Below are 14,552 nucleotides of genomic sequence, written 5' to 3'. Positions count from 1 at the left end.
AACGGTAGTGAGTTAAAGGAAAATAATTTTTTAAAATTAATTTTCCCATTCACTACCGTTGTCATTATTTAATAAGTTAAAAAGTTATTTCGTTAGATAATTTTTGTGCAGATACAACTGTGCCCACGACTCCAGGTTTTAAGTCAATAGCTACTGCTTTATCATCATCACGTAACTTATCTAACCACTCTCCAAAAACTTTACCTTCAATTTCGATAATTTCACATTCCTCAAAATCTTCATCTCGTACCTTAGACGCACGATTTTTAATACTCCAAACCGGCATAATATGAGGTTTTTGATGTTCATCATCACTAATCATGACAAAGTTTTTCTCATTTTTATTAGTTAAACCATAAACTTCATCATATTTAGCTACATCTTTAACAAATTCTTTAATTCTGATGTCATCAAGTTCTGACATCAATTCATCAGTCATTTTAATAACATCCACTAGTTGTCCATCTTCTTCATTATTTACATTAACTAAGATTTCATCACCTTCATCAAATAAATCATCTAATTCATAAGTGACGAATCTGTCAATATCAGCTCGAACAACCTTATCATAATCTATAGAATGTTGAGATAAATATGATTCAGCCATAGCTTCATCTGTCCACATAGCAATATAAGATTGTTCTTTTTGATTTAACCTTACTAACTTCTTATTTTTTGAAGCAAAATAAATATATTCGTTTATTAAAATATCCTTGAAAAATGCTTCATATTTGTACGACATGTCAAACCCTCAATTCATTAGTTATTCGTATAGTGTGTCAATTTAAATGTTAAACGACTAATAATTGATAGTCAATCGTGTACAATTAATAATATTATTTCGTTATATCCTGTAATTAAATCTGGTTATTTCTGAAAATTTCGAAAATATAAATTTTACTAAATATCTATTTGCATTTGTCGAGTATGACTTATAAACCTAATTCTTTAATAAACTCACTTTCATGCTGAATAATTTCTTCTTTACTTGATCCGTGCCATATACATCCAAATCGAGAATTCACTTTATCTTTGCCATACCAATCGCCATCATAATATGAAAGTGGATAAAGAACACCCTTCTTGATATATTTAATAATTGTATTATAAAAATGTGTATTATCACCGTTAGAAAAATAACTATAAAATTTATGATATCCTTTTGCTAAATCCTTTGCGAGCAACAACATACTTGTTGAACCATTTTGTCTAAAATTCAAATCAATTGCAAAGACGTCATTATTTTTATCTACTAACAAATCAAATCCAGCAACCCCAAAGAATCCTTTACTCACACCTATCTCCATAATTTCTTTGCCGGCATCAATGACATGCTGAGGTACATCATTAACATTTTCATTCCCGTTATAAAAACCATACTCATTCGTTAGTTGTTGGGCTGTACCTAAATATTTAATTCCCAAATCAGGAGCATAAGCATATTGAACGCAGTAGTTATTAACCGCTTCAATTTTTTGTTCAATTATTAAATAATCTGTAGCTTCAGTGGCTTCTTTAATGCGAATTTTAGCTTGTTCTAAATCTTGATCATTGTAGCAAATCATTACACCATAGCCACCTGCTGTAGGTAAGTCATCTCCGGGTTTAATTACGAATGGATAAGACCAAGACTTAATTCGAGTTTCAAATTCTTCTATAGGTACAATCTCTCTATCAGGTAAATATTTGTTGTTCGTCCATTCAGGTATCCTTGATTTATTATTTAAAGCAACAAATATGTCTTTATTAAGTGCATAATACTCTTTCTCTAAAATATCTTCATCATGTATATATTGAAAATAAATTTTCTTACCATCTTTATGAGCTAAAGTTTGTAATAATTCTTCATATGTCTCTTTATTATTAAACTTGTAAATGTGAGTTGGAATTTGCTTTCCTACTAATTTAAATAGGTATGCTAATTTCTCAGTAACACTTGCTTCATGCACAATAACTGGAAAGCGATTAGCGATGAGTAATTCTCTTCCAGTTAAAAAATTAGATTGATGTTCATCAGGTTTTAACCATGGATTAGAGATATATGAAGGTCTAGATGTATAAACCACATCATCATTGTATAAATCACTTAAAGTCAACATCGGACCATTTACTTTTTCATTCATTATTTAACATGCCCCTTTATATGAGTATGTTCTTCAACAATTTCATTGAATAACTTCTCATTTTCAATTAATTCTAAGCCCATTAAGGCTAAGATTTTAGCTCCTCTTATTAAAGCTTGATCACCATGAACACTTGCAGCCGCTTCTCTGAAACGATGTGTATGCCCTACAAGATTACGTGAACCGATTTTAATATGAGGATGAATAGTTGGAACTATGTGACTCACGTTACCCGTATCTGTTGAACCATAACCGAAGTCATCATTAATGACTTCCTCTCCCATTTCTTCAGCATACTTTTCAAATAAGTCATCTAATTTAGGCGATTTGATAAATTCATTCACACCGTTTTGAATGGGACCAAATTCATAATCACAACCTGTTTGAATGGCTGCCCCACGCGCAATTTCCTTCACCTTTTCTGTTAATACATCTAGTTCTTTACGAGATGTAGCTCTGGTATAAAAACGAGCATGTGTATAATCAGGTATAATATTTGCAGCTTTCCCACCATCTAATATAACGCCATGTACACGTTGTCCCTTTTTTATATGTTGCCTTAACTGTGCAACACCATTGAAATAAGAAATCATGGCATCAAGGGCATTAAGTGCTTCGTTTGCATTTTCAGAAGCATGAGCACTTCGTCCATAGAATTGAATATCTAATACATCCACTGCCAGAGTGTTGATGGTACGATATGTTTCATTACCTGGATGTACCATGAGCGCAACATCTATATCTTCTATAATGCCTGCTTTAACATAAGACGCTTTAGCAGAACCATTTTCTCCACCTTCTTCAGCCGGACATCCTAGTACAACAACTTTACCACCTATCTCGTCTATAACTTGTTTTAAAGCTGTACCCCCTAGAACGCTTGCTGTTCCAATAATATTGTGACCACATGCATGTCCTAGTCCAGGTAGTGCATCATATTCTGCTAAGAAACCAATTGTAGGACCTGGTTTATCAGACTCGTATGAGGCAATAAAACCTGTAGCATGTCCAGCAATATCTGTTTCTATTTCGAATTCATGCAATTTTAGAATATCGATTAACGTTCTTGACGCAAATATTTCTTCATTTCCTAGTTCAGGGCGCTCATGAATACGATGACTGATTTCAACATAATCATATTTTTTATTTTCTATAAAATCTAATATCTCTTGTTTTGCACTCATTGTACCTAACTCCCTTGAAAACCTTACTAGCTTAATTCAGTTTATACTTTATTCATACTCATTATTTAATGATTATTACTCAAAACTATTACTTAAAGAGGAGGAAAGATAACTAACTTTTTTCTAACATACACTAGCTTTTTTCACTTTCCTCAATTTAATTATTACTTATTCTATCGGAATAAATAATTGTTGTCATTACTTTTTAACATATATACACAATTTTCTTACAATTCAAACGCTAATTGCTTTGCTACTTTTTTCAAAATTGTCATTCACATCGAGGATTGTTACAATCAAATTATTGAAATGAACAATAAATTGCGTAATTGCAATAAGGAGGATACAATCATGCCTAAAATGAACGTTGAAAGTTTTAATTTAGATCATACTAAAGTTGTTGCACCATTTATCCGTTTAGCGGGTACGATGGAAGGATTGAATGGAGATATTATCCATAAATATGACATCCGTTTCAAACAACCTAATAAAGAACATATGGAAATGCCTGGTTTACATTCTTTAGAACACTTAATGGCCGAAAACATTAGAAATCACACTGATAAAGTTGTTGATTTAAGTCCTATGGGTTGCCAAACTGGTTTCTATGTATCATTTATTAATCATGACGATTATGATGATGTTTTAAATATTGTTGAAAAGACATTGAACGATGTCTTAAATGCTACAGAAGTGCCAGCTTGTAATGAAGTGCAATGTGGATGGGCAGCAAGCCATTCATTAGAAGGTGCTAAAGAAATTGCTCAAGCTTTCTTAAATAAACGCGACCAATGGAATGATATTTACGGTACGGAAAAATAAATGAATTTAATATTAAATAAGACTCTAGATTTACTTGCTTATCGCAAGATGATCTAGAGTCTTTCTTTTACTACATAATTATTTATTATTTAGAATTTCAACGATATCTTGAGGTTTACGTCCCAATAAATCTTCCAATAAAGAAGAAGATTCATCAAAATCACCATCAACACTTGCTTCAAAAATATCGACAAACATTTGTTTCATTTAAAAAAAAATAAAACTACAACTACTCAATAGCAGTTGTAGTTCAATAATGAATTATAGTTTCTTAACAATACCCATTAATACAAATTGTAATGGTAATCTTAAATAAAGTGCCCATTTAGGAACTTCTTTATCACCCAATGGTAATTTTTTACGTGCCATATAAATATTTGCAGGGAATACTGCTAATAGGAATAAGTTAATTCCTTTCTTCAACCAACTTGCTGGTCTTTGAATTAATAGCATCATTCCAAAGAAGATTTCAAAAACACCTGTAACTAATACAGCTGTTTTTTGTAAAGGTAAATAATCTGGAACAATATTTCTAAATTGACGTTCATTCGTAAAATGTAATACACCAGCTGTTCCAAATGCGATTCCTAATAGAAATCTTAAGAATTTCATTTATGTTCAACTCCCATTTCTTTTAAATAACTTTTACCGTATTCTGGTAATTCTACGTTGAAGTTATCTGCAATTGTAGCACCGATTGAACTAAATGTCGTGTCTTGAGATAGTTCATGATACTGATTAATCTTAGGACTAAACATTAATACTGGTATATATTCGCGTGTATGATCCGTACCATCGGCTATTGGGTCATTTCCGTGATCAGCTGTAATAATCACTAAATCGTCTTCTTGTAAGTGTTCAATTAATTCCGGTAAACGATTATCAAAGTCTTTAATAGCTTGAGCATAGCCTTCTTTATCTCGTCGGTGACCATAAAGCGCATCAAAGTCTACTAAATTTAAGAAACTAATCCCTTTGAAGTCTTTTTGTACTACTTCAATGAGTTTGTCCATACCATCCATATTATTTTTGGTACGAATGGCTTCTGTCACACCTTCACCATCATAAATATCATTAATTTTACCAATAGCAATGACATCGTAATCATTATCTTTTAACGTATTCATCACTGTTTTACCAAAAGGTTTCAATGCATAATCATGGCGATTTGATGTACGTGTAAAGTTGCCAGGTTCACCTACATATGGTCTTGCAATAATACGTCCAATTAAATACTTAGGGTCTTTAGTTAATTCACGAACTTTTTCACATATATCATATAATTCATCAAGTGGAATGATATCTTCATGAGCAGCAATTTGAAGTACAGGGTCAGCACTTGTGTAAACAATTAAATCGCCTGTCTTCATTTGATGTTCGCCCCACTCATCGATGATTTGAGTACCTGAAGCGGGACGATTTGCAACAACTTTACGTCCTGTCATCTCTTCAATTTCCTTAACAAGTTCATCTGGGAAACCATTAGGATATACTTTAAATGGTTGCATAATATTTAAACCCATAATTTCCCAATGTCCAGTCATTGTATCTTTACCAACAGAAGCTTCGCTCAATTTTGTATAAAATGCACCTGGTTTTTCAACCTTAGAAACTACTGGTAAAGAATCAATATTTCCTAATCCAAGTCGTTGTAAATTTGGAAGTTCTTGATTAAATCCTTCTAAAGTGTGTTTGAGTGTATGAGAACCCTCATCTTTAAATGCAGCCGCATCTGGACCCTCACCAATACCTACTGAGTCCATAACGATAAGATGGATTCGATTAAACGCTGTAGTCATTCTTTACATCTCCTACTCGGTTATAATTTTGTGAATTAAGGTTGGTGTTTCACCTTTTTCTTCAATTGTAATACTCTCGTCTAATTTGTCTAATATTTCATTAACATTTTCTTTATTGCTATGAATAGTGAGAATATTATCTCCTTGTTTGACAGAATCCCCAACTTTTTTATTTAGAACAATCCCTACACCTAAATCAATTTTATCTTCTTTAGTTTGACGTCCTGCACCAAGCATCATTGAAGCAACACCGATTTCATTTGCAATCATCTTGGTAATCACGCCATCCTTTTTCGCTTGAAAATGAATTTGATAGCGTGCATGAGGCAACTTATCTGGGTTATCAACAATAGACGAATCACCACCTTGGTGACTAATAAAGGTTTTAAATTTCTCTAAAGCTTTACCTGATTGAATAGCTTCCTCAAGCATTTGACGTGCTTCTTCTAATGATTGAGCTTTTTGAGCTAACACTACCATTTGTGAGCCTAATGTTAATACAAGTTCCGTTAAATCTTTTGGCCCTTGGCCTTTTAGTGTCTCAATCGCTTCTTTTAATTCTAAAGCATTACCAATTGCACGACCCAATGGTTGGCTCATATCAGAAATAATCGCCATAGTATTTCTACCTACATTATTACCTATACTTACCATTGCATCTGCTAATGCTTCTGCTTCCTCTAACGTTTTCATGAAAGCACCGCTCCCGGTTTTAACATCAAGAACAATTGCATCTGCACCAGCTGCGATTTTTTTACTCATAATTGATGACGCGATTAATGAAATAGAATTAACAGAACCCGTCACATCTCTTAGTGCATATAGTTTTTTATCAGCTGGTGTTAAATTTCCAGATTGACCTATAACAGCAACTTTGTTTTCATTAACAAGTTTAATAAATTCTTGTTCACTTATCTCTACATTAAAACCATTTACTGATTCTAATTTATCAATCGTTCCACCAGTATGACCTAAACCACGACCACTCATTTTAGCTACAGGTACACCCAATGACGCTACTAAAGGCGCTAATACTAGTGTTGTCGTATCTCCTACACCACCAGTAGAGTGCTTATCCACTTTTACACCTTGAATTTGAGATAAATCAATCTTATCTCCTGAATTAACCATTGCCATCGTCATTGCTGCTCTTTCTTCTTGGTTCATATCTTGGAAAAAGATGGCCATAGCTAAACTCGAAGCTTGATAATCAGGGATGTCACCTTTCGTATAACCATTAATAAAAAATTCAATCTCTTCTTCTGTTAGCGCATGTCCGTCACGTTTTTTCTCAATAATATCTATCATTCTCATAAAAATCATTCCCTTAAATGAATCTTTTAATAATCTGAGTTGGAATCAAGACCCTCTATAATTTGGGCTCCCGCACTTGCACCAATTCTTGTCGCACCTGCTTCAATCATTTTTTCAAAGTCTTCTAGACTTCTCACTCCTCCAGACGCTTTTACTTCTAAGCGGTTGCCTACAGTATCTTTCATTAATTTGACGTCTTCTGGTGTAGCTCCCCCACCAGCAAATCCTGTAGATGTTTTAATAAAAGTAGCGCCTGCTTTTTCAGCTAATTCACAAGCCTTAACTTTTTCTTCATCAGTTAAAAGTACTGTTTCAATTATCACTTTAACTGTTTTTCCATTAGCAGCTGCGATAACACCCTCAATATCTTTTTGCACTTCATCATAGCGTTGATCTTTTAAAGCCCCAATATTAATAACCATATCTATTTCTGAAGCACCATTTTTAATTGCATTTTCAGTTTCGAAGACCTTTACGTCAGTCGTAGTTGCCCCTAATGGAAATCCGATTACAGTACACACAAGTACATCTGTATCTAGTAATTGTTGACTTGCATAACTAACATGAGTTGGATTAATGCACACTGATTTGAATTGATACTTTTTAGCTTCTTCAAGAATTTTATCAATTTGTTCTCTAGTTGAATCAGGTTTTAGTAAAGTATGATCTATATATTTTGCTACGTTCATTTCCGTTCCTCCATTTTTCAAAATATATGTAACAGCTTACTAAGAATGAAACTAGCAAACAAATATAAGTCCTGGTATACTTCTGAAGATGACAGAAAAAAGTGTCTAGAAGTCACTAAATTTTAATTTAATTTGTTATACAGCTTCACACTTAGTTAATAATCACATAATATTTACTTACAATTATATAGTACAAAAATTCGCATAAAAGATAAACAAATGTTATCTTATATTGTGATATAAAGCTTTTTAATCTATATTGATAACTTAAATAATAAGGAGAAGATAACTTATGACGAATGGTACACCTCATATTCAACCAAATGGTGTAAAAATTGCTAAAACTGTATTAATGCCAGGTGACCCGCTACGTGCAAAATATATTGCGGATAACTTCTTAGAAAATGTTGAACAATTTAATGAAGTACGCAACATGTTCGGTTATACAGGAACATATAAAGGTAAAGAAATCTCAGTTATGGGGTCAGGAATGGGAATTCCAAGTATTGGTATTTACTCTTATGAGTTATATAATTTCTTTGATGTAGAAACAATTATTCGCGTGGGTTCATGTGGTGCACTTCAAGAGGATGTTAATTTATATGATGTAATTATTGCTCAAGCTGCATCAACAAATTCAAATTATGTAGATCAATTTAATATTCCTGGACATTTTGCGCCGATTGCTGATTTTGACTTAATTACTAAAGCTAAAAAAGCAGCAGACGAAATTGGTGCTACTTCACATGTGGGAAATGTATTATCATCTGATACTTTTTATAATGCAGATGCAACATTTAACGATGCATGGAAGAAAATGGGTATATTAGGAATTGAAATGGAATCAGCAGGTTTATATTTAAATGCCATCAATGCAGGTAAAAAAGCACTTGGCGTCTTCACAGTTAGTGACCATATTTTACGTGATGAAGCTACAAGTGCAGAAGAAAGACAAACATCATTCACTCAAATGATGGAAATTGCACTTGAAATTGCTGAATAAAATATTAAAGGATCAACACTAGTACTTAGTGTTGAAAATAAAAATAGCAGTAAGAAGATTCTAATTGAAATCTTCTTACTGCTATTATTTTTAGCAATTATGTCCAAATTTATTTTTTAGAACGTTGTCTATCAAATTATTTACCTAAATAAGATTGTAACATCCAATTATGTTTATCAACTGAAGTTTGCATGCCAATAAACATATCTTCTGATACATCATCACCTGCATTACCTGCTACTTCTATTGCATGTTCTAATTGTTTAGAAATATTAGTGAAATCATGTGAAAGTTCTTCTACCATTTGTTCAGCTGCATAATTTTTTCCAGCCTCTTTAACAATTGATTTATCTAAGCTTTCAGTTAAAGTACCGATTGGGTTACCACCAATAGCTAAGATTCTTTCTGCTAAATCATCTACATATTGGCTAGCTTCATCATAAAGTTCTTCGAATTTAGTGTGTAATGAGAAGAAGTTTGGTCCTTTTACGTACCAATGGAAATTGTGTAATTTTGTGTATGCTACTGTCCAGTTTGCTACTTGTTGATTTAATTCTTTTACTACATCTTGTTGATTACTCATTTAAAATACACTCCTTAATTAATCAGCTTTCCTTGATTGCAATAATTATTATATTATAATAATTCTAATCTGTAAAGCAAAATCACACTTTTATTTATAATTATTTCAAATTGTTGTCGAAATTATGACGATGCTTATTTGCATTAATAAATGAACTCATTACATACAAATTCTAATATTTTCTAATATTGAAAGTTATTTTAACTTTTTGACTTCCACCTATATATTATCAATTAGTAGTCAAAATTATCAATTAAGTTAACTTGATTTTAGCATTATCATCTAAAAAGAATGATTTTTCATATTCAGTAGGCTTATGCCAGTGTGTCTTCCACATTTTGTCTCTATTATTAGCAAATAAATTATAACCTAAATCACGTATTGTTTTCGGCAGTACTCTTAGACCTATACCTAACCATTTTTTATTGTTTGGCAACGAAGTAATAAGCGTAGCAATCGCGTCTGATTTATATTCTAAATGCTCACCTTTTTGCAAGATTACACTATTTCTATTTTTGGCTTCGGGATGTTGATTAAAAAATTGTTCGCCAATCTCACCTTTTATAGTTGCGAACTCATAGCTCTTAGAAAGTCCATTTTGAATAAGCCAAATCGCATAATTATAACAATAAATGCAATTACCGTCATAATATATAATAGGCATATTAAATACCTCCTTTATTAACTCTTACAATTACATTTCCTTTTTTCAAAACATCATAAACACGGCCTCCTCCTCATTTACAAACATTTCTTTAGTAATTTTAATTAATTGAAATAAAAGCATTTGTATTTAACTTAATGGCGATTAAGAATCTTTAAAACATAAAAAGCTCCCCTCAAAACTTTCACTTATTAACGTAAAGAGTTTGAGGAGAGTCATTTCAAATTTAATTTCTAAAATTTAATTAAGATATTCTATTAAACTAACTTACTCTGAATGATTAACGCGTACAATGCGCGTATACTTAAGAAACTGTTGAGAATACTTCTGTTTAATGTCCTCTATAGAATCATATGTTACACCAATAATATGCCAATTAGGATTAAAGTGATAGAAGGAATCTTTGTTTTTAGACCATTTAATCATACTTCCATCTTTATTGTACCTAGGTAATGTCACCTCATAACCTTCTAATACATTAATGTACGTTTGGAAGATATCTGGATCGATACGATTAAAATTATCAATAACTAAATAATTTTTATCTTTGGTAGGCATTAATTGCGTAATAAATCCTTCGCGATAATATAGAGCGCCTGATTCATTTGGTAAATATTTGCCATATAACATATCCTCTGTAAAATCAGGATGTCCACTAGTAATGACAGGATTTGCATTTGTTTTTTGCAATAAATCATTAGCTGCTTTTAAGCCTTCTTCTTTTCTATCAACAACTAATAATATAAATGGTTTGAGTGAATCATCATTTTGATATTCAGTGACTTCTGATTTTTGAACTGTCTCGAATGGATTTTTAATACCATTATTGTCACTCATTTCTAATATAGCATCATATTGTGTTTGTGACATACTCGCGATAGCTTGTTTAGCATTTTCTTGTAAGAAATATAAATTCTTTAATTTCTGATGTTTATTTAAATGACCTAAAGAAATTGGGTCAATATTCTTGCCATACAAGATTTCTATAGCCGTACTATTCGTTCTACCTGGAATTGGAGGTTTCTCATGAATATGACGAGCCACTTCGCCGATACCTACTACTGATTGATCTTTTTCTTTATTATAGATAATAATATTATCTCCAACTTCAAGTTGTGTATAGAAGTGATAACCATTTCTTTTTATTCCATTGTAAGTATGCGTAAAAATTGTATAATTTTTACCTGGTTCAAAGTCATCTGTTTCAGATAATAAAAAGTATCTTGGGATTTTAGTTTCCCCTTTTCCTAAACTTACAATTAAATCAAATTCTGATTGTTTAATTTGATTAAACAACGTTTCTTTCATATTATTCATACGAAAATCTAAAGCTTCACTTCGTTTTAAATAGTCGGTTGTCAATGATTTCAGTTCTTCATTGAATTTAAATTCTACCCTGATTTTATTTTGAGCGCCTGCTTGAACACTTATGATTTCGCCTATACCTAATAAACCAGAATCGGTTTGTACTTGATAAAAGATGACTTGATCTCCTGCTTTGGCCTTTTTAAAAGCACGAAATCCTTGAGAAGGATTGAAATGTGCACCCGATTCAAATAAAGTTGTTTGACCTACAAGGGGTTCATTGTGATTCCATCTATTATAACCACAGTTTAGCCAAAAATAGTTAATTTCCTCAGTCATTATGATACTCCTTATCTAACCTATAATTTAAATAAATGTGTATTACGAATACTTTGATACAAATTTTAAATTCATTTTATCATAATTTTTATCACACATTTTCAATATTCTCTAACAATTAGCTGTTTTTATCATTTTAAGAAAAAGAAGCTAAGACAACTCATCTGTCTTAGCTTCGAATAAAAAGTCATTAAAACTTTTGATAAACATTTACATAACCTATAATAAACAAATTTATTAATGAGGTGTAATCATGCTACCTAATAACGGAATGACGTTAATCATTACTCCACCTAATTTAAGCATAGCATTAATATCTTTATCTTTAATCGTAATCAAAGCACTAATAATACCTACAATTGCTACAACTCTCGGTAGAATTAATGTAGGGTAATGTGGCATATGTAAAAATATTCCAGCTCCTGAAATCATTCCACAAATGAGAGAAATATATAAAAATTGCTTCAAAACTAACGCTCCTTGTATGATTAATCTCTATATAATTACTAGCAATTTATTTTTAATCAAGCTTAAATATAACTAATTATAAGCGTAAAATCACCTTCGAATACGCTATCTAAATCTTCAGATGTTAAAACAAAATTAGTTCCCTTTTCAATCTCAAAAATTTCACCATCAATAATAATTTTACCATTACCTTCTAATACAGAAATTAAGCAAAATTCACGTGGCTTCATATAATTTAATGTACCTGAAATTTCCCATTTTACTATAGTAAAGAAGTCATTAGACACTACGTGGGTGCAATTGTGATTCTCTATCACTTCGTTCTGAGGTACAATATTTGGCAGTTCACTAGAGTACTCCATTACGTCTAATGCTTTAGAGACATTTAGTGTCCGTTGTTCATTGTTATTAAGTTTACGATCGTAGTCATATACTCTATATGATACATCAGATGACTGCATTGTCTCATATGCCATGATTCCAGCGCCTATAGAATGAATTGTGCCAGCAGGAATAAAATAAAAGTCTCCAGGTTTAACTTTAATCTTTCTTAAGTTTTCTTGGAACTTGCCTTCCTTTATTTGTTGTTCAAATTCTTCACGAGATGATGCTTTAGTGCCAATGGTAATTTCAGCATCTTCCTCCGATTCGATAATGTACCAACATTCGGACTTGCCATATTGACCATTTTCATTTTCATAAGCATATGAATCATCAGGATGAACATGTATTGATAAAGGTGCCTCAGCATCAACAATTTTAGCCATTAAAGGGAAATCTTTACTTGGAAACTCGCCAAATAGTTCTCTATGGTCGTTCCAAACTTGATCTAGTGTCTGCCCCGCATAAGGTCCATTGAGAATTTCACTCTTACCATTCGGATGTGTGGATATTCCCCAACACTCACCTATATGCTCATTTGGAAGATGATATCCAAATTGTTGGAGTTTACTTCCACCCCAAACCTTTTCATGAAAAATAGGCTTTAAAAATAACGGCATCATTACACCTCCATTATCTTAAACGTCAACTTAATCTATCATTCTAAAGTTAACTTAAGTATACTTATCTCCTTAAAGACATTTTTCACTTTATTATTAAGTAGTTTCTATATTTCTAAAGAGACAACAGTCAATTTAATAATTATGTATTGAGTTCCCTAACTTTAAGTTATATCCATTATTTTTCATTATCACTATTTATGATTGTACCACATTTCAAAACCTAAAGAAGTACCGAATTTTTTGAATAAAAATTATTATTTAAAAACAAATAGAACAAATCATCTTTAATTCAATTTTAGTTTATCAAACGCTTCACTAATTAATTAAAGTTTTGCATTATTATTAACAATATCAATCTGAAGTTAAATAAACCATTTTTCACTCGATAATTTAAAACAAATAACAGCCGAATCACCTAAAAGGTAACTCGACTGCTTTTGCTAATATCATTTTTATAACGATTATTCATATTTTTGTATCGCATCTTTAATTTCTTTATCGCCACTAAGAATTTGAAATTCTTGATTAGCAAATTTATCTGATGTAACTACTTCTTTAAGCACTGTTGCTACATCGTCTCGAGGAATAGACGCACGTTTATCAAAGTATAAATCTGCTTCAATTTTACCAGTACCTTCATCATCAGTAAGTCTTCCAGGATGCACAATTGTATAATTAAGACCAGAATTTCTTAAATAATCATCTGAGTAGTGTTTAGCAATTGTATACGGTTTTAAATCGCCAGCAGAATCGAAAGCTTCTCTTCTTGAATCATAAGTTGAAACCATTACATAGTGCTTAATGTCCGCCTCTTTACTTGCTTCAATAGTTTTAACAGCACCGTCTAAATCAACTATAATTGTCTTATCATCGCCTGTACTGCCACCTGAACCTACTGAGAAAATAACTTTATCGTAATTGTTGAAGAGTTGAGTTAAATCTTTAACAGTGGCTTTTTCAACATCTACCAACGTTGCATCGACATCTTGGTCCTTTAATTCTTTCACTTGTTCCTCTTTACGAACACCTGCAGTAAAATCAATATTATCTGATTTTAATTGTTGTACTAATCTTGAACCTACGCCACCATTAGCACCGATTAATAAAATACTCATTCTTAACGTCCTCCCTTTTTAAAATCGTAATTGATGTTTACCACTCATTTTCAAAAAGTAAACCCAATAAAAATACGATTGACATCACTACCGCAATAAATTATATTAATATATGAACAAATATTCATATAAAGAGGTGC

Annotated in this window: 16 protein-coding genes; 2 read left to right on the top strand and 14 right to left on the bottom strand. The window is 31.8% G+C overall.

What is annotated here, in order from left to right; translation table 11 throughout:
* Nucleotides 1-76 precede the first annotated feature (76 nt).
* The 3 genes from HMPREF2706_RS00450 to HMPREF2706_RS00440 all read right to left on the bottom strand — a co-directional run bounded on the left by HMPREF2706_RS00450 (nt 77) and on the right by HMPREF2706_RS00440 (nt 3,307).
* A complete protein-coding gene (locus HMPREF2706_RS00450) occupies nt 77-742 on the bottom strand; it encodes a DUF2750 domain-containing protein (RefSeq protein WP_002469798.1) in 666 nt (221 codons plus the stop codon).
* A gap of 190 nt (nt 743-932) precedes the next feature.
* On the bottom strand, nt 933-2,123 hold the full coding sequence (locus HMPREF2706_RS00445; protein WP_049427256.1) for an L-aspartate--L-methionine ligase LdmS: 1,191 nt from the start codon (nt 2,121-2,123) through the stop codon (nt 933-935).
* A complete protein-coding gene (locus HMPREF2706_RS00440) occupies nt 2,123-3,307 on the bottom strand; it encodes a M20 family metallopeptidase (protein WP_049427254.1) in 1,185 nt (394 codons plus the stop codon). The genes HMPREF2706_RS00445 and HMPREF2706_RS00440 overlap by 1 nt, the downstream gene beginning before the upstream one ends.
* Nucleotides 3,308-3,658: 351 nt before the next feature.
* Between HMPREF2706_RS00440 and HMPREF2706_RS00435 the strand changes: the two genes are divergently transcribed.
* Nucleotides 3,659-4,129: an S-ribosylhomocysteine lyase gene (locus HMPREF2706_RS00435; RefSeq protein ID WP_049427253.1), complete on the top strand. Its 471-nt coding sequence runs from the start codon at nt 3,659-3,661 to the stop codon at nt 4,127-4,129.
* Nucleotides 4,130-4,207: 78 nt separating this feature from the next.
* Here the strand turns inward: HMPREF2706_RS00435 and HMPREF2706_RS11975 are convergent, their stop codons facing one another.
* Genes HMPREF2706_RS11975 through deoC form a run of 5 tightly spaced genes read right to left on the bottom strand, consistent with a single transcriptional unit; the run spans nt 4,208 to nt 7,931 of the window.
* Nucleotides 4,208-4,336, bottom strand: coding sequence for a hypothetical protein (locus HMPREF2706_RS11975; protein WP_256322921.1), 129 nt, complete (start codon nt 4,334-4,336; stop codon nt 4,208-4,210).
* Nucleotides 4,337-4,390: 54 nt separating this feature from the next.
* On the bottom strand, nt 4,391-4,741 hold the full coding sequence (locus HMPREF2706_RS00430; protein ID WP_023351341.1) for a DoxX family protein: 351 nt from the start codon (nt 4,739-4,741) through the stop codon (nt 4,391-4,393).
* Nucleotides 4,738-5,928 carry a phosphopentomutase gene (gene deoB / locus HMPREF2706_RS00425; protein ID WP_002435879.1) on the bottom strand — a complete coding sequence of 397 codons (1,191 nt, stop codon included), beginning with the start codon at nt 5,926-5,928 and terminating at the stop codon, nt 4,738-4,740. The genes HMPREF2706_RS00430 and deoB overlap by 4 nt, the downstream gene beginning before the upstream one ends.
* A 12-nt stretch (nt 5,929-5,940) precedes the next feature.
* A complete protein-coding gene (locus tag HMPREF2706_RS00420) occupies nt 5,941-7,242 on the bottom strand; it encodes a pyrimidine-nucleoside phosphorylase (protein ID WP_049427250.1) in 1,302 nt (433 codons plus the stop codon).
* A 26-nt stretch (nt 7,243-7,268) separates the two neighbouring features.
* Nucleotides 7,269-7,931 carry a deoxyribose-phosphate aldolase gene (deoC, locus tag HMPREF2706_RS00415; protein ID WP_070862096.1) on the bottom strand — a complete coding sequence of 221 codons (663 nt, stop codon included), beginning with the start codon at nt 7,929-7,931 and terminating at the stop codon, nt 7,269-7,271.
* Between the two features lie 292 nt (nt 7,932-8,223).
* On the opposite strand from deoC, the gene deoD reads away from it, so the two are divergent.
* Nucleotides 8,224-8,934: a purine-nucleoside phosphorylase gene (deoD, locus tag HMPREF2706_RS00410; RefSeq protein WP_002453735.1), complete on the top strand. Its 711-nt coding sequence runs from the start codon at nt 8,224-8,226 to the stop codon at nt 8,932-8,934.
* A 136-nt stretch (nt 8,935-9,070) separates the two neighbouring features.
* Here deoD and HMPREF2706_RS00405 read toward each other — a convergent pair whose 3' ends face one another.
* From HMPREF2706_RS00405 to HMPREF2706_RS00380, 6 genes are all read right to left on the bottom strand, one after another.
* Nucleotides 9,071-9,517 carry a Dps family protein gene (locus HMPREF2706_RS00405; RefSeq protein WP_002435760.1) on the bottom strand — a complete coding sequence of 149 codons (447 nt, stop codon included), beginning with the start codon at nt 9,515-9,517 and terminating at the stop codon, nt 9,071-9,073.
* A 253-nt stretch (nt 9,518-9,770) separates the two neighbouring features.
* Nucleotides 9,771-10,181: a thiol-disulfide oxidoreductase DCC family protein gene (locus HMPREF2706_RS00400; protein ID WP_002435797.1), complete on the bottom strand. Its 411-nt coding sequence runs from the start codon at nt 10,179-10,181 to the stop codon at nt 9,771-9,773.
* 267 nt (nt 10,182-10,448) lie between these two features.
* Nucleotides 10,449-11,825, bottom strand: a complete 1,377-nt coding sequence (locus tag HMPREF2706_RS00395) for an EVE domain-containing protein (RefSeq protein ID WP_070597713.1) — start codon at nt 11,823-11,825, stop codon at nt 10,449-10,451.
* Nucleotides 11,826-12,062: 237 nt separating this feature from the next.
* Nucleotides 12,063-12,293 (bottom strand): hypothetical protein, encoded by a 231-nt coding sequence (locus HMPREF2706_RS00390; protein ID WP_002453738.1) that lies wholly within the window; start codon nt 12,291-12,293, stop codon nt 12,063-12,065.
* A 62-nt stretch (nt 12,294-12,355) separates the two neighbouring features.
* Nucleotides 12,356-13,294 (bottom strand): mannose-6-phosphate isomerase, class I, encoded by a 939-nt coding sequence (gene manA / locus HMPREF2706_RS00385; RefSeq protein WP_070862095.1) that lies wholly within the window; start codon nt 13,292-13,294, stop codon nt 12,356-12,358.
* A gap of 464 nt (nt 13,295-13,758) precedes the next feature.
* Complete coding sequence (locus HMPREF2706_RS00380) at nt 13,759-14,412, bottom strand: SDR family oxidoreductase (protein ID WP_049427241.1); 654 nt, start codon at nt 14,410-14,412, stop codon at nt 13,759-13,761.
* Nucleotides 14,413-14,552: the final 140 nt, after the last annotated feature.

Origin of the sequence: Staphylococcus sp. HMSC067F07 (assembly GCF_001837405.1) — a bacterium.
Lineage (GTDB): Bacteria > Bacillota > Bacilli > Staphylococcales > Staphylococcaceae > Staphylococcus > Staphylococcus capitis.
Note: the sequence above shows the minus strand (reverse complement) of the source record. Positions and strands in the feature narration are given on the sequence as shown.

Coding starts and splice junctions, on each gene's coding strand:
- HMPREF2706_RS00450 (WP_002469798.1), bottom strand. CDS start 742: ATGTCGTACAAATATGAAGCATTTTTCAAGGATATTTTAATAAACGAA.
- HMPREF2706_RS00445 (WP_049427256.1), bottom strand. CDS start 2,123: ATGAATGAAAAAGTAAATGGTCCGATGTTGACTTTAAGTGATTTATAC.
- HMPREF2706_RS00440 (WP_049427254.1), bottom strand. CDS start 3,307: ATGAGTGCAAAACAAGAGATATTAGATTTTATAGAAAATAAAAAATAT.
- HMPREF2706_RS00435 (WP_049427253.1), top strand. CDS start 3,659: ATGCCTAAAATGAACGTTGAAAGTTTTAATTTAGATCATACTAAAGTT.
- HMPREF2706_RS11975 (WP_256322921.1), bottom strand. CDS start 4,336: ATGAAACAAATGTTTGTCGATATTTTTGAAGCAAGTGTTGATGGTGAT.
- HMPREF2706_RS00430 (WP_023351341.1), bottom strand. CDS start 4,741: ATGAAATTCTTAAGATTTCTATTAGGAATCGCATTTGGAACAGCTGGT.
- deoB (WP_002435879.1), bottom strand. CDS start 5,928: ATGACTACAGCGTTTAATCGAATCCATCTTATCGTTATGGACTCAGTA.
- HMPREF2706_RS00420 (WP_049427250.1), bottom strand. CDS start 7,242: ATGAGAATGATAGATATTATTGAGAAAAAACGTGACGGACATGCGCTA.
- deoC (WP_070862096.1), bottom strand. CDS start 7,931: ATGAACGTAGCAAAATATATAGATCATACTTTACTAAAACCTGATTCA.
- deoD (WP_002453735.1), top strand. CDS start 8,224: ATGACGAATGGTACACCTCATATTCAACCAAATGGTGTAAAAATTGCT.
- HMPREF2706_RS00405 (WP_002435760.1), bottom strand. CDS start 9,517: ATGAGTAATCAACAAGATGTAGTAAAAGAATTAAATCAACAAGTAGCA.
- HMPREF2706_RS00400 (WP_002435797.1), bottom strand. CDS start 10,181: ATGCCTATTATATATTATGACGGTAATTGCATTTATTGTTATAATTAT.
- HMPREF2706_RS00395 (WP_070597713.1), bottom strand. CDS start 11,825: ATGACTGAGGAAATTAACTATTTTTGGCTAAACTGTGGTTATAATAGA.
- manA (WP_070862095.1), bottom strand. CDS start 13,294: ATGCCGTTATTTTTAAAGCCTATTTTTCATGAAAAGGTTTGGGGTGGA.
- HMPREF2706_RS00380 (WP_049427241.1), bottom strand. CDS start 14,412: ATGAGTATTTTATTAATCGGTGCTAATGGTGGCGTAGGTTCAAGATTA.